This is a genomic window from Halomonas ventosae, from assembly GCF_004363555.1.
In the GTDB taxonomy this organism is placed as follows: Bacteria; Pseudomonadota; Gammaproteobacteria; order Pseudomonadales; family Halomonadaceae; genus Halomonas; species Halomonas ventosae.
The window spans coordinates 40834-58520 of sequence record NZ_SNZJ01000015.1; the positions used below are offsets into that span (position 1 = coordinate 40834).

General features: G+C 69.9%; 18 protein-coding genes. 10 read left to right on the forward strand and 8 right to left on the reverse strand.

Going from position 1 to position 17687, the window contains the following annotated elements:
- Window positions 1–81: 81 nt before the first annotated feature.
- Entirely contained in the window at window positions 82–867 is a 786-nt protein-coding gene (locus DFP85_RS12910; protein ID WP_133636691.1) for an enoyl-CoA hydratase, read from the reverse strand.
- A 99-nt stretch (window positions 868–966) separates the two neighbouring features.
- On the opposite strand from DFP85_RS12910, the gene DFP85_RS12915 reads away from it, so the two are divergent.
- Window positions 967–2217, forward strand: a complete 1251-nt coding sequence (locus DFP85_RS12915; RefSeq protein WP_133636693.1) for an amino acid deaminase — start codon at window positions 967–969, stop codon at window positions 2215–2217.
- A gap of 49 nt (window positions 2218–2266) precedes the next feature.
- Here the strand turns inward: DFP85_RS12915 and DFP85_RS12920 are convergent, their stop codons facing one another.
- From DFP85_RS12920 to serA, 3 genes are all read right to left on the reverse strand, one after another.
- Window positions 2267–3610 (reverse strand): uracil-xanthine permease family protein, encoded by a 1344-nt coding sequence (locus DFP85_RS12920; protein WP_133636695.1) that lies wholly within the window; start codon window positions 3608–3610, stop codon window positions 2267–2269.
- 59 nt (window positions 3611–3669) lie between these two features.
- Window positions 3670–5025, reverse strand: coding sequence for an 8-oxoguanine deaminase (locus tag DFP85_RS12925; protein ID WP_133636697.1), 1356 nt, complete (start codon window positions 5023–5025; stop codon window positions 3670–3672).
- A 351-nt stretch (window positions 5026–5376) separates the two neighbouring features.
- The gene (serA, locus tag DFP85_RS12930; RefSeq protein ID WP_133636699.1) at window positions 5377–6627 is read right to left on the reverse strand and encodes a phosphoglycerate dehydrogenase; all 1251 of its coding nucleotides are present in this window, start codon (window positions 6625–6627) and stop codon (window positions 5377–5379) included.
- A 249-nt stretch (window positions 6628–6876) separates the two neighbouring features.
- On the opposite strand from serA, the gene DFP85_RS12935 reads away from it, so the two are divergent.
- From DFP85_RS12935 to DFP85_RS12955, 5 genes are all read left to right on the forward strand, one after another.
- Window positions 6877–7161: an exodeoxyribonuclease VII small subunit gene (locus DFP85_RS12935; protein WP_133636701.1), complete on the forward strand. Its 285-nt coding sequence runs from the start codon at window positions 6877–6879 to the stop codon at window positions 7159–7161.
- Window positions 7148–8035: a polyprenyl synthetase family protein gene (locus DFP85_RS12940; RefSeq protein ID WP_133636703.1), complete on the forward strand. Its 888-nt coding sequence runs from the start codon at window positions 7148–7150 to the stop codon at window positions 8033–8035. Before DFP85_RS12935 ends, DFP85_RS12940 begins: the two co-directional genes overlap by 14 nt.
- Window positions 8036–8050: 15 nt before the next feature.
- The gene (gene dxs, locus DFP85_RS12945) at window positions 8051–9961 is read left to right on the forward strand and encodes a 1-deoxy-D-xylulose-5-phosphate synthase (protein ID WP_133636705.1); all 1911 of its coding nucleotides are present in this window, start codon (window positions 8051–8053) and stop codon (window positions 9959–9961) included.
- A 30-nt stretch (window positions 9962–9991) separates the two neighbouring features.
- Window positions 9992–10750: a co-chaperone DjlA gene (gene djlA, locus DFP85_RS12950; RefSeq protein ID WP_133636707.1), complete on the forward strand. Its 759-nt coding sequence runs from the start codon at window positions 9992–9994 to the stop codon at window positions 10748–10750.
- A 124-nt stretch (window positions 10751–10874) separates the two neighbouring features.
- Window positions 10875–11504 carry a glutathione S-transferase family protein gene (locus tag DFP85_RS12955; protein ID WP_133636709.1) on the forward strand — a complete coding sequence of 210 codons (630 nt, stop codon included), beginning with the start codon at window positions 10875–10877 and terminating at the stop codon, window positions 11502–11504.
- A 7-nt stretch (window positions 11505–11511) separates the two neighbouring features.
- Here DFP85_RS12955 and trhA read toward each other — a convergent pair whose 3' ends face one another.
- The gene (gene trhA / locus DFP85_RS12960) at window positions 11512–12183 is read right to left on the reverse strand and encodes a PAQR family membrane homeostasis protein TrhA (protein ID WP_133636711.1); all 672 of its coding nucleotides are present in this window, start codon (window positions 12181–12183) and stop codon (window positions 11512–11514) included.
- Between the two features lie 48 nt (window positions 12184–12231).
- On the reverse strand, window positions 12232–12867 hold the full coding sequence (gene ribA / locus DFP85_RS12965; protein WP_133636713.1) for a GTP cyclohydrolase II: 636 nt from the start codon (window positions 12865–12867) through the stop codon (window positions 12232–12234).
- A 154-nt stretch (window positions 12868–13021) separates the two neighbouring features.
- Between ribA and hemE the strand changes: the two genes are divergently transcribed.
- Both hemE and DFP85_RS12975 read left to right on the forward strand, forming a co-directional pair.
- Window positions 13022–14098, forward strand: coding sequence for a uroporphyrinogen decarboxylase (hemE, locus tag DFP85_RS12970; RefSeq protein WP_133636715.1), 1077 nt, complete (start codon window positions 13022–13024; stop codon window positions 14096–14098).
- Entirely contained in the window at window positions 14091–14498 is a 408-nt protein-coding gene (locus DFP85_RS12975) for a VanZ family protein (RefSeq protein WP_133636717.1), read from the forward strand. Before hemE ends, DFP85_RS12975 begins: the two co-directional genes overlap by 8 nt.
- Here DFP85_RS12975 and DFP85_RS12980 read toward each other — a convergent pair.
- On the reverse strand, window positions 14495–14998 hold the full coding sequence (locus DFP85_RS12980; RefSeq protein ID WP_133636719.1) for a hypothetical protein: 504 nt from the start codon (window positions 14996–14998) through the stop codon (window positions 14495–14497). The genes DFP85_RS12975 and DFP85_RS12980 overlap by 4 nt on opposite strands.
- Before the next feature lie 51 nt (window positions 14999–15049).
- Here DFP85_RS12980 and DFP85_RS12985 point away from each other — a divergent pair, with 51 nt between their 5' ends.
- Window positions 15050–15643 (forward strand): host attachment protein, encoded by a 594-nt coding sequence (locus tag DFP85_RS12985; RefSeq protein ID WP_166644643.1) that lies wholly within the window; start codon window positions 15050–15052, stop codon window positions 15641–15643.
- A gap of 53 nt (window positions 15644–15696) precedes the next feature.
- Here DFP85_RS12985 and DFP85_RS12990 read toward each other — a convergent pair whose 3' ends face one another.
- On the reverse strand, window positions 15697–16623 hold the full coding sequence (locus DFP85_RS12990; protein WP_106231082.1) for a LysR family transcriptional regulator: 927 nt from the start codon (window positions 16621–16623) through the stop codon (window positions 15697–15699).
- 157 nt (window positions 16624–16780) lie between these two features.
- Between DFP85_RS12990 and DFP85_RS12995 the strand changes: the two genes are divergently transcribed.
- On the forward strand, window positions 16781–17557 hold the full coding sequence (locus tag DFP85_RS12995) for a ferredoxin--NADP reductase (RefSeq protein ID WP_133636723.1): 777 nt from the start codon (window positions 16781–16783) through the stop codon (window positions 17555–17557).
- The last annotated feature ends 130 nt before the right edge of the window (window positions 17558–17687 follow it).

Consider the following 17687-nt stretch of genomic DNA (forward strand, 5'->3'; position numbering starts at 1 on the left):
CTTAAGGCCACAGGATACCTTGTCGACCGGGCGCTGTCGCGGTTGCGGAAATGGCTTCCATCCCGCGATGCCGCCGTGGTCTCAGCGGTGTCGCCATTGGGGCGGGCGCTTCTCGATGAAGGCGTCGATCCCCTCGCCGGCGTCCTCGGCCATCATGTTGCAGGCCATCACCTCCCCGGCGTAGGCGTAGGCCTCGTCCAGCGGCATGGCGAGCTGGCGGTGGAACATCGCCTTGCCGGTACGCACCGCGACCGCGCTCTTGGCGCAGATGCTTGAGGTGAGTGCGCTCAGCGCCTCGTCGAGAGCCGCGTCGTCGGCGACCCGGTTGACCAGCCCCCAGACGCGGGCCTGGTCGGCGTCGATGAACTCGCCGGTGAAGAGCATCTCCATGGCCCGCTTGCGGGCGACATTGCGCGACAGCGCCACCGCCGGGGTGGAGCAGAACAGCCCGGCATTGATGCCTGAGACGGCGAAGCGCGCCGAACGCGCCGCCACGGCCAGGTCACAGCTGGCCACCAGCTGGCAGCCCGCCGCCGTGGCGATGCCCTGCACCCGGGCGACCACTGGCACCGGCAGGTCGACGATGGCCTGCATCACGGCCCCGCAGCGCGCGAAGAGCTGCTGGTAGTAGGCCTCGTCGGGGTTGGCACGCATCTGCTTGAGGTCGTGACCGGCACAGAAGGCGCGGCCCTCGGCGGCGAGCACCACGCAGCGCACGTGCGCGTCGTCGGCCAGGCGGTCGAGCTCGCCACCCAGCGCCTCGAGCATCTCCTCGGAGAGTGCGTTGAACTGCTTCGGCCGGTTCAGCGTCAGGGTGGTCACGCCATCGTCTTCATGGCGGCGAACCAGGGGGCTATCGTCCTGCATCGTGGGGACTCCGGTGGAAGGAAGAGCTCCCAGCCTAGCGCCCCGGGCAGTGCTTTCGTTAGGCTTGCGACCAAAGATGGTCCCTGGCGAGGAGTGCCCATGAACGACGTGTCCCCCGAGTCCACCGCCTGCCTGGCGGCGCCCGCCCGCGCCGAGCACAAGGGGCTGCCCGAGACCGGCCCCCGCCTGCTGGCGGACGTGAGCCTGCCGGCGGCGGTGCTGCACGAGGCATCGCTGGCCCACAACCTGGGCTGGATGCAGGCTTTCTGCGATGCCCATGGCGCCCTGCTGGCGCCCCACGGCAAGACCACCATGGCCCCGGCGCTCTTTCGCCGCCAGCGGGAAGGCGGCGCCTGGGCGATCACCCTGGCTACCGCCCCCCAGTGCCGGGCCGCCTTCGCCCATGGCGTGACGCGCCTGCTGCTGGCCAACCAGCTGGTGGGGCGGGCCAACATGGCCATCGTGGCGGAGCTGCTCGAGGCCGGAGCCGAGCTCTGGTGCCTGGTGGACTCCGTCGACAATGCCCGCGAGCTGGACGCCTTCTTCGCCGGGCGTGGCCTGCGCCTGCCGGTGCTGATCGAGCGGGGGGTGCCGGGCGGGCGCTGCGGCTGTCGCAGCCGCGAGGAGGTGCTGGCGCTGGCCGCCGTGGTCGACGCGGCGGCCAGCCTCGAGCTCGCCGGCGTGGAGGGCTACGAGGGCCTGGTCCAGGCCGAGGCGGGGGCCTCTCCGGAGGCGGCGGTGGCGGCCTATGCGGCCGACCTGGTCGACACCCTCATCGCCCTGCAGCGCGCCGGCCGGCTGGCGGTGGCGCGCCCGCTGGTCACTGCCTCGGGGTCCGCCTGGCACGACATCGTCGCCGAGGCCTTCCGCGATGCCGGGCTGGACGGTCAGGTCCGCCGGGTGATGCGGCCCGGCTGCTACGTGACCCACGACCACGGGCTCTACGGCGAGGCGCAGGCCCGGGTGCTGGGGCGTCGGCCGGCCCTCGGCGAGGGGCTGCGCCCGGCCCTGGAGGTCTTCGCCCAGGTGCAGTCGCTGCCGGAGCCGGGCCTGGCCATCGTCGCCATGGGGCGTCGCGATGTCGGCGGCGACCGCCTGCCGCGGGCGCTGCGCCGCTATCGCGAAGGCGGGACGGCGGAACGGACCTTGCCGGTCGAGGGCTGGCGGGTGGAGAAGCTCATGGACCAGCACGCCTTCGTGCGCCTGCCCGAGGCGGCGGGTGACGTGCGCGTGGGCGACATCGTCGCCTTCGGCATCTCCCATCCCTGCCTGACCTTCGACAAGTGGCGGCGCCTGTGCCGGGTCGACGAGTCGCTGGCGGTGGTCGAGGTCCTCGAGACCTGCTTCTGAGCGCCGACGCCCCGCCGACTCGAGGCGCGGCGGGGCGGGGTCGGCGACCTCAGACGTCGCTGCGGAACACCCGGTCCTGGCGGGGCAGAATCAGGTTGAGCACGATGGCGCAGAGCGCGCCGGGGATCAGCCCCGATTCGATGATCGCCTGGACGTTCTCGGAGTATTCGGCGTAGAGCCCCTCCTGGGCGGGCAGGCCGATGGCGGCGGCCAGAGACATGGCGATGATCAGCATGTTGCGCTTGTTGAAGTCGATGCCGCTGAGCATCTTGATGCCGGCGCTGGCGATCATGCCGAACATGATCAGCACCGCGCCGCCCAGCACCGAGTTGGGGATGCTGGAGACCAGGCCGCCGAGCTTGGGCAGCAGGCCAGCGATGACCAGGAAGGCGCCGCCGATGGCCACCACGTAGCGGCTGACCACGCCGGTCAGCGCCACGATGCCGACGTTCTGGCTGAAACTGATCTGTGGATAGGCGTTGAAGATGGCGGCGAAGACGCTGGCCAGACCGTCGGCCATCACGCCCCCGGAGAGCTCCTTCTGGGTGGGTTCGCGGTTCACCCCGCCGACGGTGGTGCCGACGATGTCGCCGATCGACTCGGCGCAGGTCACCACGGCCAGCAGCACCACCGGCAGGATCGCCGCCAGGTGGAACTCGAGGCCGATGGCAAAGGGGATCGGCAGGGCGAACCAGTCGGCGGAGCCGATGGAGGAGAAGTCCACGTAGCCGAAGACGACGGCCGCCACGAAGCCGGACACCAGGCCGGCAAGCGGCGAGATCTCCGACCAGATGCCGCGGCCGAACTGGTGCAGGCCGACGGTGACCACCAGCACCAGGCCGGCCAGCAGCAGGTGATGCAGGGAGCCGAAGTCCTCGGCGCCGAAGCCGCCCCCCGCATAGGCGAAGCCGACCGGCATCAGCAGGGTACCGATCATGATCACGAAGGTGCCGGTTACCACCGGCGGGAAGAGGAAGCGCACCCAAGGCAGGAAGAGCCCCACCAGGGCCATGGCCACGCCACCGCAGAGAGCCGCGCCCAGGGCGGCGGGAATGCCCATGCCCACGGCGATGGGGATCAGCACCGGCACGAAGCCGAAGCTGGTGCCCATGACGATGGGCAGGCGGGCGCCGATGGGCCCGATCCCCAGCGACTGCACCAGGGTGGCCACCCCGGCCACGAACATCGCCGCCTGGATCATCAGCGTGGTCTGCTCCTCGGACAGGCCGGCGGCACCGGCGATGATGATGGGCACCGTGACGTTGCTGACGAACATGGCCAGCACGTGCTGGATGCCCAGCGGGATGGCGCGCCCCAGGGGCGGCATCGTATCGACGTCCTGGGTGCTGCGCACCCGGCGCTCCGTCGCGTCGGCGGAAGACTCGGTGGTCATGGGGTGTCTCCTGTTGTCGTTGTTGGACGTGGTTGAGAACAGAGGGAGCGGGAAGGGAATCAGCGCGAGCCGCGCAGTTCGCGGGCGGCCTGGTCATGTCGGGCCAGCAGGGCGTCGAGGTCGAGGTCCCGTGGCCGGCCATCGATCAGGCGCCAGTGCCCGGCGACCATCACCCGGTCGGCGCGGTGGGCCCCGCACAGCAGCAGGGCCGCGACCGGGTTCTCGGCACCCGAGAAGCGGGCCTCGTCCAGCCGGAAAAGCGCCAGGTCGGCCTGCTGGCCGGGTGCCAGCCCGCCGATGTCGGTGCGCCCCAGGCAGGCCGCCGAGCCGCGGGTGGCCCAGCGGATCACGTCGTCATGGGTCACCCGGCTCGGCGAGTAGCGCAGCCGGCCCAGCAGCAGGGCCTGGCGCATCTCCTCGGCCAGGTTGGAGTGATCGTTGGAGGCCGAGCCGTCCACCGCCAGGCCCACCGGGCAGCCGGCGGCCTCGAGCTCCAGGGTGCGGCACATGCCGGAGCCCAGCACCATGTTCGACGACGGACAGTGGGCGATGCCGGTACCCGCCGCGCCGAGCCGCGCCACTTCGTCCTCGTCGAAGTGGATGCCATGGGCCAGCCAGGTGCGCGGGCCCAGCCAGCCGGTGGCCTCCAGGTAGTCCAGCGGGCGCATGCCGAAGAGGCGCTGGCAGTAGGCCGTCTCGTCCTCGGTCTCGGCCAGGTGGGTGTGCAGGCGCACGTCCTTCTCCTCGGCCAGGCGGGCACTCTCCTGCATCAGCTCGCGGCTCACCGAGAAGGGCGAGCAGGGCGCCAGGGCGATGGTGGTCATGGCGCCGTCGCCGCGCTGGTGGTGGGCGTCGATGAGCCGGGCGCTCTCGTCGAGGATGGTGGTCTCGTCCTGCACCACGGACTGGGGCGGCAGGCCGCCGTCGTCGCGGCCCACGCTCATCGAGCCCCGGGTGAGGGCGGCCCGCACGCCGAGGCGGCGGGCGGTCTCCACCTGGACGTCGATGGCATTCTCCAGCGCGCCGGAGAAGACGTAGTGGTGGTCGGCCACGGTGGTGCAGCCGGACATCAGCAGCTCGACCATGGCGAGTTCGCTGGCGAGGGCGAGCTGGCGCTCGGTGAGATTGGCCCAGACGTCGTAGAGGGTCGTCAGCCAGGGGAAGAGTTCCTTGTTCAGGGCCGGCGAGTAGGCCCGGGTCAGAGTCTGGTAGAAGTGATGATGGGTATTCACCAGCCCGGGCAGCAGCACATGCGCCGAGGCGTCGAAGACCTCATCCACCGGTGTTGTCGGTGTGACGCCTGAAGGCATCGCCTCCACGATGCGTCCGTCCTGAATCACCACGCCGCCGGCGGCACGCGCATCGCTGCAGGCACGGGGGGCCCGGATCCACAGGGTCGGGTTGGGCTGGGGCATGTTGTCCTCCCGGTGGGCCGTCAAGCGGCCGCTGAATGGACAAAGGGTTACCCAGGTCGCGCGCTGGGCCGGAGTCCTGGTTCAGGTACCTTCGACATGATGTGTGTACTCTAACTGTCATCCATTGACTGGCATGGATTGTGTACAAAATGGAAGGCGTTGGGTCAACTGTCAAGAGCGTGGTGCTCAACGCCCGTCGGCTCCCGGCATGCTGCTCGAGAGCGACCGGCAGGGGCGTGCCTGGGGACCGGGAGTGAGCCGGCTGGAAACCCTGCGGCATGGGTGCCGTTCACGAAAAGAGCCGCCGCGTCATCGACGCGACGGCTCCGGTCTGACGGGAGGCAACGGGGGTCAGTCGGCGTAGCTGCTCTCGGAGTAGAGTACCCGCACGCGCAGGGTGTGCTTCACCTGGCGCAGGGCTTCCAGGGCCCGCGAGCCGTAGGCCTTGTCCACGTCGATGACCACGTAGCCGATTCGCTCGTTGGTCTGCAGGTACTGGCCAAGGATGTTGATGTCGTTCTCGGAGAGCACGCGGTTGATCTCGGAGAGGACCCCGGGCACGTTGTCGTGGATGTGCAGCAGGCGGTGCTTGCCCGGGTGGGCCGGCAGGGCCACCTCGGGGAAGTTGACCGAGCTGACGGTGGTGCCGTTGTCGGAGTAGGTGACCAGCTTCTCGGAGACCTCGATACCGATGTTCTCCTGGGCTTCGAGGGTGGAGCCGCCGATGTGCGGGGTGAGGATGACGTTGGCCAGGCCGCGCAGCGGGCTCTCGAACTCCTCCTCGTTGCCCTTGGGCTCCACCGGGAAGACGTCGATGGCGGCGCCGTTGAGGCGGCCGGCCTTCAGCGCCTCGGCCAGGGCCTCGATCACCACCACGCTGCCGCGCGAGGCGTTGATCAGGATGCTGCCCGGCTTCATCAGGGCGATCTCGGGCTCGCCGATCATCCAGCGGGTGGAGGGCAGGTCCGGCACGTGCAGGCTGACCACGTCGGCACGGGCCAGCAGCTCCTCGAGGCTGGCCACCTGGCGGGCATTGCCCATCGCCAGCTTGGTCACCACGTCGTAGTAGATGACGTCGAAGCCCAGCGACTCGGCGAGCACCGAGAGCTGAGAGCCGATGCTGCCGTAGCCGATGATGCCCAGCGTCTTGCCGCGCGCCTCATGGGCATTCTTGGCCGACTTCAGCCAGCCGCCCTCGTGGGCGCGGGCGCTCTTCTCGGGGATGCCGCGCAGCAGCATGATCGCCTCGGCCAGCACCAGTTCGGCCACCGAGCGGGTATTGGAGAAGGGGGCGTTGAAGACCGGAATGCCGCGTACCAGGGCGGCATCGAGGTCCACCTGGTTGGTCCCGATGCAGAAGCAGCCCACCGCCACCAGCTTCTCGGCCGCGTCGAAGACGCGCTCGTTGAGCTGGGTGCGCGAGCGGATGCCGATGAAGTGGACGTCACGGATCTTCTCGATCAGTGTCGCCTCGTCCAGCGAGGTCGGCAGGTGCTCGATGTTGGTGTAACCGGCATTGAGTAGGTTGTCCACCGCGCTCTGGTGGACGCCCTCGAGCAGCAGGATCTTGATCTTGCTCTTGTCCAGGGACGTTTTGGCCATGGTCGATTCAACCCCTTCGTCGGCGCGCGCCGCATGCATGTGTCATGAAGATGCTGAAGAGCCTGGGGCCCAAGGGCAGGCTCGAAACAGGGCCGATAGCTTACCACAGCCGGCATGAGCGAGGATGAAAATGCTGAGCGCCATGGATGAATGGCATGCAAGTTGCGCGGGGGCCGGCCGGGGCAGACGACCCCCCGGGGAGAGCGTGTATACTGTCCGCCCATGAACCAGCCACCAGCGAGAGAGGCGATGGCGGAACAGCACAGCCAAGGCAACGGCGCCGAGCCGGCACCGGCCGACTTCGCCGCCACCGTCGAGCGGCTCGAGCAGCTCGTCGAGCGACTGGAGTCCGGCGAGCTGTCGCTGGAGGGGTCGCTGTCCGCCTTCGAGCAGGGCGTGCGCCTGACCCGCGACGCCCAGCGTCGGCTCGACGAGGCGGAGCTGCGGGTGCGCACCCTGACCGAGGGCGAGGCCGGCGGCGTCGACCTGCAACCCTTCGATGCGCCCGCCGCGGAGGACGATGGTGAGCGCTGATGCCCTGGCCGACCGGCTGGCCGCGGACCGGGCCCGGGTCGATGCCCGTCTCGAGGCCCTCTTCGCGGCGCGCTCGGCCCCCTCGCCGCGCCTCGAGGCGGCCATGCGCCACGGCCTGCTGGTGGGAGGCAAGCGGCTGAGGCCGGTGCTGGTCTATGCGGCCGGCCGCGCCCTGGGGGCGGCGGAGGACGATCTGGACGCCTCGGCCATGGCGCTGGAGCTGGTCCACGCCTATTCGCTGGTCCATGACGACCTGCCGGCCATGGACGACGACGACCTGCGCCGCGGCCAGCCCACGGTGCACCGGGCCTATGACGAGGCCACCGCGATCCTCGCCGGTGACGCCCTGCAGGCGCTGGCCTTCGAGGTGCTGGCGCGAACCGCTCATCCCCGGCTGCCGGCACTGGTCGCCGGCCTGGCCGGCGCCGCCGGGCGCGACGGCATGGTGGCCGGCCAGGCGCTGGACCTCGCCGCCGTCGGCGGGCATCCCGACGCGGCGGCCCTGGCGGCCATGCATGGCCACAAGACCGGTGCGCTGATCCGCGCCGCGGTGCGCCTCGGCGGCCTGGTCGCCGTGGACGAGGCCGACCCCCGGCTGGCCGCCCTGGATGCCTACGCCGACGCCATCGGCCTGGCCTTCCAGATCCACGACGACATCCTCGACGTGACCGGCGACACCGCCACCCTGGGCAAGACCTCCGGGGCCGACGCCGCCCGGGCCAAGCCCACCTACCCGAGCCTGCTGGGGCTCGAGGGTGCCCGTCGACGGGCCGACGAGCTGGTCGAGACGGCGGTGGCGGCCCTGGCGCCACTGGGCGAGGCCGCCAGCCCCCTGGCCGACCTGGCCCGCTACATGATCGAGCGTGACCATTGACACTACAGGGCCCTCATGAAGCTGTTCGATGACATCCCCGTCGAGCGTCCGGCCACGCCGCTGCTCGATACCCTGGATACCCCGGCCGCACTGCGCGCCATGAACGCCGGCCAGCTGGCCCAGGTGGCCGACGAGCTGCGCGCCTACCTGCTCTACAGCGTGGGCGTCTCCGGCGGCCACTTCGGCGCCGGCCTGGGCGTGGTGGAGCTTACCGTGGCCCTGCACCAGGCGCTGGAGACCCCCTACGACCGCCTGGTCTGGGACGTGGGCCACCAGGCCTACCCCCACAAGATCCTCACCGGGCGTCGCGAGGCGATGACCGGCATCCGCCAGTACGGCGGCCTTGCCGCCTTCCCGCGGCGCGCCGAGTCGGAGTACGACACCTTCGGCGTGGGCCATTCGAGCACCTCGATCTCGGCGGCCCTGGGCATGGCCCTGGCCGCCCGCACCCGGGGCGAGCAGCGGCGGGTCTGCGCGGTGATCGGCGACGGCGCCCTGACCGCCGGGATGGCCTTCGAGGCCCTGGCCCATGCCGGCCATGTGGATGCCAACCTGCTGGTGGTGCTCAACGACAACGAGATGTCGATCTCCGAGAACGTCGGCGGCATGGCCAGCTACCTGGCGCGCATCCTCACCAGCAAGCCCTATACCAGCATGCGAGAGGGCGGCAAGCGGGTGCTTTCCCACCTGCCCGGGGCCCTGGAGCTGGCGCGGCGCACCGAGGAGCACATGAAGGGCATGATCAGCCCGGCCACGCTCTTCGAGGAGCTGGGCTTCAACTACATCGGGCCCATCGACGGCCATGACCTGCCGCTGCTGGTGCAGACGCTGCGCAACATGCGTGACCTGGAGGGGCCCCAGTTCCTCCACGTCAAGACCTGCAAGGGCAAGGGCTTCCTGCCCGCCGAGGCCGACCCCATCGGCTACCACGCCATCACCAAGCTGGAGAAGAACGGCGAGACGCCGCCGCCGCTCAAGCCGGCCAGCCCGTCGGCCAGCCGCAAGCAGAAGTACTGCCGCGTCTTCGGCGACTGGCTGTGCGACATGGCGGCGGTGGACGAGCGGCTGGTCGGCATCACCCCGGCCATGCGCGAGGGCTCCGACCTGGTGCGCTTCTCGAAGGAGTACCCCGAGCGCTACTTCGACGTGGCCATCGCCGAGCAGCATGCGGTGACCCTGGCCGCGGGCCTGGCCTGCGAGGCCATGAAGCCGGTGGTGGCGATCTACTCCACCTTTCTGCAACGTGGCTACGACCAGCTGATCCACGACGTGGCGGTGCAGGGGCTGGATGTCACCTTCGCCATCGATCGCGCCGGCCTGGTGGGCGAGGACGGCCCCACCCACCACGGCAGCCTGGACCTCTCCTACCTGCGCTGCGTGCCGGGGCTGGTGGTGCTGGCCCCCGCCGACGAGGCCGAGTGCCGGGCGATGCTCAGCGCCGCCTACCACCACCCCGGTCCCGCGGCGGTGCGCTACCCGCGCGGCACCGGCCCGGGCGTCACCACGCCCGATCACCTCGAGCCGATCGAGATCGGCCGTGCCGAGTGGCGGCGTCGTGGCAGCGGCGAGGCGACGCGGGTGGCCCTGCTGGCCTTCGGCAGCCTCAATGGCCCGGCGGCAGAGGTGGCCGAGCGCCTCGACGCCAGCCACCTCAACATGCGCTCGATCAAGCCGCTGGACCGTGACGCCGTGCTGGCCGCGGCCGATGAGCACGACCTGCTGGTGACCCTGGAGGAGAACGTGGTCGCCGGCGGGGCCGGCAGTGCGGTCAACGAGCTGCTGATGGCCGAGGGGGTGCAGGTGGAAGTGCTCAACCTCGGGCTGCCCGATGCCTTCGTCGAGCACGGCAAGCCCGCCGAACTGCTCGTCGAGTGCGGCCTGGACGCGGACGGCCTCGAGGCCTCGATCCGCACTCGGCTGCCCTGACCCCCGTCATCTTTCGCTCACGAGGTTACGATGCTGTTCCTGATACTGATCGGTGCCCTGCTGGGGCTGGCCATCGGCGGCCCCATCGGCCTGCTGGTGGGCGGCGCCCTGGGCTACTGGCTGGGTAGAGGCCTGCGCAAGCGCCTGCTGAACAAGCTGGTCGGCCTCCAGTCCCAGTTCCTGGAATCGACCTTCGCCGTCATGGGGTGCCTGTGCAAGGCCGATGGCCAGGTCTCCGAGGACGAACTGGAAGCCTCCCGCCGGCTGTGGGATCGGCTGCGGCTCAGCGAGGCCCAGCGCGCCCAGGCCCGCGCCGACTTTACCCGCGGCAAGGGCGACGACTTCGACCTGGACGCCGAGCTCGCCCGGGTTCGCCGCATCGCGGCACACCAGCCCGCGCTGCGTCAGGTCTTCCTGCAGGTGCAGTTGGCCGCGGTCGCCGCCGATGGCCAGCTGCACCCCGCCGAGCACGAGATGCTGATGCGGGTGGTGCGGGGCCTGGGGTGCAGCGAGGCCGAGATCGCCCAGGTCGAGGCCATGCTGCGCGGTGGCCCCCGAGGGGCGGGCGAAGAGGGCCCCTCGCTGGAGGATGCCTACCGGGTGCTGGGGGTCGACCAGGACGCCAGCGACGTCGAGATCAAGAAGGCCTACCGCCGCCTGATGAGCGAGAACCACCCCGACAAGCTCGCCGCCAAGGGCCTGCCCGAGAGCATGCGCGAGGTCGCCAAGGAGCGCACCAGCGAGATCGGCAGCGCCTACGAGCGCATCCGCAAGGCGCGCGCCGCCTGACATCGGCCGGGTGGCCGTGCTCGTGTCTCTGCCGTGCCGCCCGCCCGGCCGTCACCGCGCCTCGCCACCGGCCGCGCCCTGCGCTAGCGTAGCGGGACCGATGCACTGCCCACGGAGCCGCGCGATGATCACCCTGTACAGCTTTCCCGCCTCCCGCTCGCTGCGGGTCGCCTGGACCCTGGAGGAGCTGGGGCTCGACTACGCCTGCCAGCACGTAAACCTGGCGGCCGGCGTGGGCCGGGAAGGCGCCCATCTCGCCCGCCATCCCGATGGCAAGGTGCCGGTGCTGGTGGATGGCGACCTGACGCTGTTCGAGTCGGCGGCGATCTGCCGCTACCTGGCGGAGCGCTATGGCGAGCCGGGTGGCCTGCTGCCGGCCTCCCTCGAGGATCGCGCCCGGGTCGACCAGTGGCTGTTCTTCACCACGGGCGAGCTGGAGCAGGCGCTCTGGACCCAGGCCAAGCACAAGTTCGCCCTGCCCCGGGAGCGGCGGGTGCCGGCGGTGCTCCCCACCGCGGCCTGGGAGTTCCAGCAGGCGCTGGAGGCGCTGGGGCGGCGCTTCGAGGGCGAGGGCTGGCTGGTGGGCGACCACTTCACTCTGGCGGATCTGCTGCTGGGGCATACCCTGAGCTGGGCGGTGCAGTTCAAGACCCGCCTGCCGGTGGCGCTGGAGGCCTACCGTCAGCGCTGCGCTTCCCGCCCGGCCCTGGCCAGGGCGGTGGCTCGCGAGCGTGCCGCGGCCGAGCCGGCGTGAGGCGCCCTCAGGCCGTGAAGGGCAGCACCGCGGTGTAGACCGCGAAGTAGTGGCAGGCGCTGCCGCCCATGACGAACAGGTGCCAGATCGCGTGATTGAAGGGGATGGCGCTGATGGCATAGAAGGCCACGCCCAGGGTGTAGGTGACGCCACCGGCGACCAGCAGGGCGAGGCCGGTATCGGAGAGGCGGGCCGCCAGCTCGTCGCCGGCGACGACGATCAGCCAGCCCATCACCAGGTAGATGGTGACCCGCAGCGCGGCGAAGCGGTGGGGCCAGGCCAGCTTGCAGGCGATGCCGGCCAGGGCCAGGGACCAGACGGTGGCGAACAGCGTCCAGCCCGTGGGGCCGCGCAGGTTGACCAGCAGGAAGGGCGTGTAGGTGCCGGCGATCAGCAGGTAGATCGCGCAGTGGTCGAGCGACTGGAACAGGCCCTTCAGGCGCGGGTGGCGGACCCCATGGTAGAGGGTGGAGGCGGTGTAGAGCAGCACCAGGCTGACGCCGTAGAAGCCGATGCCGACGAGCTTCCAGGGGTCGACCCGGGTGGCCAGGCTGGCCAGCACCAGCAGCACCACCACTCCGGCAAGGCTGAGCGCCGCGCCGATGCCATGGCTGATGCTGTGCAGCAGTTCCTCGAGGCCACTGAAGGGCGTCTCGTCGTCGCGGGCGGGGTGGGTCATCGGGGAGCCTCCTGCCGAGGAGCCAGCCCGATGCCGGGACCCGGTGGCTCAGGGCTTGCGTTCGATATCCACGTCGCTGGCCTGGGTGAAGTCGCCCAGCGCCATCATGTGGCCCAGCTTGCCGGCCTTGGTGGTGAGGTATTGCTCGTTGTGAGGGTTTAGACCGGTGGTCAGCGGGACGCGTTCCACGACCACCACGCCGGCCTGGGTCAGGGCGTCGACCTTGCGGGGGTTGTTGGTCATCAGGCGCAGCGCCTTGATCCCCAGGTGATCGAGCATCGGCACGCAGAGGTCGTAGCGGCGCAGGTCGGCGGCGAAGCCCAGCTGTTCGTTGGCTTCCACGGTGTCGGCGCCGGCATCCTGGAGGTGATAGGCGCGGATCTTGTTGAGCAGGCCGATGCCGCGGCCTTCCTGCCGCAGGTAGAGCAGCACGCCCCGCCCCTCCTCGGCGATGCGCTTGAGCGCCTCCTGCAGCTGGAAGCCGCAATCGCAGCGCATGGAGAAGAGTGCATCGCCGGTCAGGCACTCGGAGTGGACCCGTCCCAGCACCGGTTCGCCATCGGCCACGTCGCCCAGTGTCAGGGCGATATGGTCCTTGCCGGTGGCATCGTCCTCGAAGCCATGCATGGTGAAGGTGGCCCAGGGGGTGGGCAGCCGGGAGGCGGCGATGAATCGAATCGTCACGATGTACCTCGGTGGAAGACCACGGCGTTGCCGACGGGTGGAGGGCCATTCTATCAGGAAGGCCGGGCCGGCTCACCGTTGTGTCACGGGGCTCATCCCCGGGCCGTTCGATGGGGTACAATGATGCCCACATTTTCCGTGGACGAGCGCCCGCATGGAACTCAAGAACGACCGCTTTCTGCGCGCCCTGGCGCGTCAACCCGTCGACCGTACCCCGGTATGGATGATGCGCCAGGCCGGCCGCTACCTGCCGGAGTATCGTGAGGTGCGTGGCCATGCCGGCAGCTTCATGGACCTGTGCCGCAACCAGGAGCTGGCCTGCGAGGTCACCCTGCAGCCGTTGGAACGCTACCCCCTGGATGCGGCCATCCTCTTCTCGGACATCCTGACCATCCCCGATGCCATGGGGCTGGGGCTCTACTTCGAGACCGGCGAGGGGCCGAAATTCCGCAAGCCGGTGCGCACCGCGGCCGAGGTGGAGGCCCTGCAGGCGCCGGACGCCGAGCGCGACCTGGACTACGTGATGCGCGCAGTCTCCACCATCCGCCGCGAGCTGAACGGCCGGGTGCCGCTGATCGGTTTCTCCGGCAGCCCCTGGACGCTGGCCACCTACATGGTGGAGGGGGCTTCCAGCAAGGACTTCCGCCACGTCAAGACGATGCTCTATGACGCACCGGACACCATGCATCGGCTGCTCGATACCCTGGCCCATGCGGTCACCGACTACCTCAACGCCCAGATCCGCGCCGGCGCCCAGGCGGTACAGATCTTCGATACCTGGGGCGGCGCGCTCTCCACGCCGGCCTACCTGGAGTTCTCGCTGCGCTACATGGAGCAGATCGTCGCCGGCCTGATCCGTGAGCACGAGGGGCGCCGGGTGCCGGTGATCCTGTTCACCAAGAATGGCGGCCAGTGGCTCGAGGACATCGCGGCGGCCGGCTCCGATGCCGTTGGCCTGGACTGGACCACCGAGCTCTCCGTTGCCCGGGCGCGGGTCGGCCATCGCGTCGCCCTGCAGGGCAACCTCGACCCCCACGTGCTGTTTGCCCGCCCCTCGGCAATCCGTGCCGAGGTGGCGCGTACCCTCGACAGCTTCGGTCACGGGCCCGGCCATGTCTTCAACCTGGGGCACGGCATCAACCAGTTCACCGACCCCGACCATGTCACGGCCTTCATGGAGGCCCTCCACGACCTCAGCCCCGCCTACCACCGCAACATCGCCCATGGCTGACTGGCTCTACCGGGTGGCGGCCGGAGAGGACCGGCAGTGGCGCCGCCGCTGGGCGGTGCTGGCCGGCCTGGCCGCCCTGGTGATCGCCTGGGGCAGCCTGACGCCCGGCAGCGAGCTGCCCGAGACGCTGCCCTGGGACAAGGCCAGTCACTTCATCGGCTATGCCGGCCTGGCGGGCCTGCTCGGGCTCGCCGGGGTCCGCCTGTCGCTGGCCTTCCTGGCCGCGTTGCTGCTGGGCATCGTCATCGAGGTTGCCCAGCTCCCCGTGCCCGGCCGCCTCGGTGGCGACTGGGCCGATATCCTGGCCAACGGCCTGGGTGCCGCCTCGGCGGCACTGGGGCTGCATGGTTTCCGTCGGGTCTGCCTGGGGCGTCTGCCACGCCGCGTGTCGCGCTCCTAGGGGCGCGGCTCGGCGCTGGCGTCGGGCTCTGCCTGGCCGCCGGTCGCAAGGTCCAGGGTCGGTTCGCTGGCGCTGCGCTCAGGGCGGTGGCGCTCGGCGGGGCGCAGCACCCGGGCGTTGCCCAGCACGCTCTCTTCCTCGGGCGCGACGCTGCTCGCCGCGCTGGTCCAGGCGGCCTCGCGGTCATGCACCGCCGGCCGCCGCTCCCAGGAGCGAGTGACCACGGCGCCGGGGGCGAAGCCGGGGCGCTGGGCGGCCAGGTGGTGGGGCAGCAGCCAGAGCTCGGCGAGCAGGCGCAGCGCCACGGCGGCCAGCAGCCAGCCGCCCCCGGCCAGGGCCAGCGCCGGCCAGGCGGAGGCCCAGTCGACGGGGGCGAGCCAGGGCGTGCGTGGGGCCAGCCACAGGGCAGCGCCGGCCAGCAGGCCGAGCTGCAGCAGCAGATGGCAGGTCAGCAGGGTGGTGCGGGCCAGCGGTCGACGGGGAAACAGGAACTGTCGCATCGGGGTCCTCCCGGGGGATGCACATCGTGGTGATGAGTCGGGCCGACGTCCATGCCGGCCAGGGCAGGATGCTACCCCAGATCCCGTCGCCCTGCAGTCTTCGCGTATCGCCATGTTGACCAACGGGGGTGGGCTTGCCAATGTGGAACGAGAGGCGGAAGTGGGGTGTCCCGTCGGGAGGACTTCCGTCAACTCACCCAGCATCAAGGAGCGGCTATGACAACCTATATCGTGGTGGCTGATGCGGCGCGGGCTCGGCTGTTCACCCGCAATGGACTCAAGGTCAGCGAGCAGGACAGCCTCGTCCATGCCGAGGGGCGCATGCACGAGGGGGACCTGGTGACGGACCGCGGTGGCGACGTCCACGAGTCGACCTCGACGACGGCGCGCAGCGCCGGCGGGGAGAATGTCGCGACCCAGCACCACGAGGAGATCTTCGCCCGCGAGGTCGCCGAGCGGCTCTATCGCGCCCGCGTCGACAACACCATGGAGAAGCTGATCCTGGTGGCACCGCCGCGCTTCCTCGGCCAGCTGCGGGACAAGGTCGATGGCCCGACCGCCAAGCTGGTGATCCACACCCTGGCCAAGGATCTCACCAAGGCCTCCCTCGCCGATATCCAGGAGGCGGTCAGCGACCTGCGCTAGCCACGCGCTGGTCCTCTCCCCGCGGCCCGGCCCTTTCGCCGGGCCGCGCTGCGTCAGGGCACCTGGGGCAGATCGATCTGGTCGCTGCGGCGGATGCCCTCGGTCATCTGCCGGCACAGCTTGAGGAACTCGCGCATGCCGGTGGCCAGGTACTTGTGGCGGTGCCAGATGAAGGTGAACTGGCGGCTCAGGTCCAGCTCCGGGGTGGCGATGGGCACCAGGCTGCCGCGGCGGAAGGCGTCGCGCAGCGCCAGCTTCGAGACGCAGCCGATGCCGAGCCCCGATTCCACCGCCCGCTTGATGCCCTCGGTATGTTCCAGCTCCAGCAGGATGTTGAAGCGCCCGCGGCGGTGACGGGCCGCCTGCTCCAGGGTCAGCCGGGTGCCGGAGCCCTGCTCGCGCATGATCCAGGCCTCGCGCAGCAGGCGGTCCAGCTCCACCGGGCCGGCCGTGGCGAGCGGGTGGCGGGGCGAGCAGAACACCGCCAGCTCGTCCTCCACCCAGGGCTGGGTGATCACGTCCTCCTCCTCGCACTGCCCCTCGATCAGCCCCAGGTCGAGCCCGTGCTGGCGAACGCTGTCGATGATGGTCCGGGTGTTGCGCACCGAGAGGCGAACCCGGCTGCCCGGATGGCGCTGCATGAAGTCGCTGATCAGCAGGGTCGCCAGGTAGTTGCCGATGGTCAGGGTGGCGCCCACGTCCAGGGTGCCGATGCCCTGCTGGCCACGCAGCAGCTCCTCCACTTCCTCGGCCCGGTCGAGCAGGGCCACCGCCTTGGGCAGCAGCTGGAAGCCCAGGGCATTGAGCTTGAGGCGCTTGCCTATGCGGTCGAGCAGCCGGCAGTCGAACTGCCGCTCCAGCTCGGCCAGCGCGGTACTGGTCGCCGACTGCGAGAGCGCCAGGGCGCGGGCCGCCCGGGAGACGCTCTCGTGCTGGGCCACGGCGACGAAGACTTCCAGCTGGCGCAGGGTGTAACGCATGACGTTCCTCGGCGGGTGTGATACCTAGAGCTGATATCCACAGTATAGATAAGTGTTATCCATACAATCCATTTAACAGATATTGCCCCGACTCTTAGAATTGCAATCAAAGATTGGCTGTCCGGTCTATTCTATTCTGGAATATCAAGGAGTCGGCATGAGCAAGTTTGCGCTTGAGGACGTTCTGAGTGTGCACCACTGGAACGATACCCTGTTCAGTTTCCGGACCACCCGTGAGCGCAGCCTGCGCTTCAAGAACGGCCAGTTCGTGATGATCGGCCTCGAGGTGAACGGCAAGCCGCTGATGCGGGCCTACTCCATCGCCAGCCCTAACTACGAGGACCACCTCGAGTTCTTCAGCATCAAGGTGCCTGACGGCCCCCTGACCTCGAGGCTGCAGCACCTCAAGGTGGGCGACCAGATCATGGTCAGCCGCAAGCCCACCGGCACCCTGGTCACCGACGACCTGCTGCCGGGGCGCAACCTCTACCTGCTCTCCACCGGCACTGGCCTGGCCCCGTTCATGAGCCTGATCCAGGACCCGGAGGTCTACGAGCGTTTCGAGAAGGTGGTGCTGGTGCACGGCGTGCGCAACGTCAGCGAGCTGGCCTACGCCGACTTCATCCAGAAGGACCTGCCGGCCCACGAGTACCTCGGCGAGGAGATCAGCGACAAGCTGGTCTACTACCCCACCGTGACCCGCGAGACCTTCCATACCATGGGGCGCCTCACCGACCATATCCGCAGCGGCAAGCTGGCCGAGGACACCGGCCTGCCGGCCATCGACCCCAAGCAGGATCGCGCCATGATCTGCGGCAGCCCGGCGATGCTCGATGACACCAGCCACCTGCTGGACGAGCTCGGGTTCACCATCTCGCCGCGCATGGGCGAGCCCGGCGACTATGTCATCGAGCGGGCCTTCGTCGAGAAATAGGCGCCGAGCTTCAAGCGCCGAGCCGCCAAGCTGTTCGGTGACGGGCAGCAGGTAGCAAGGCAGAAACGCGAAACCCCACCAGGCCGACCTCCAGTGGGGTTTCTTGTTAATTGTTACCTGGACCTAGACT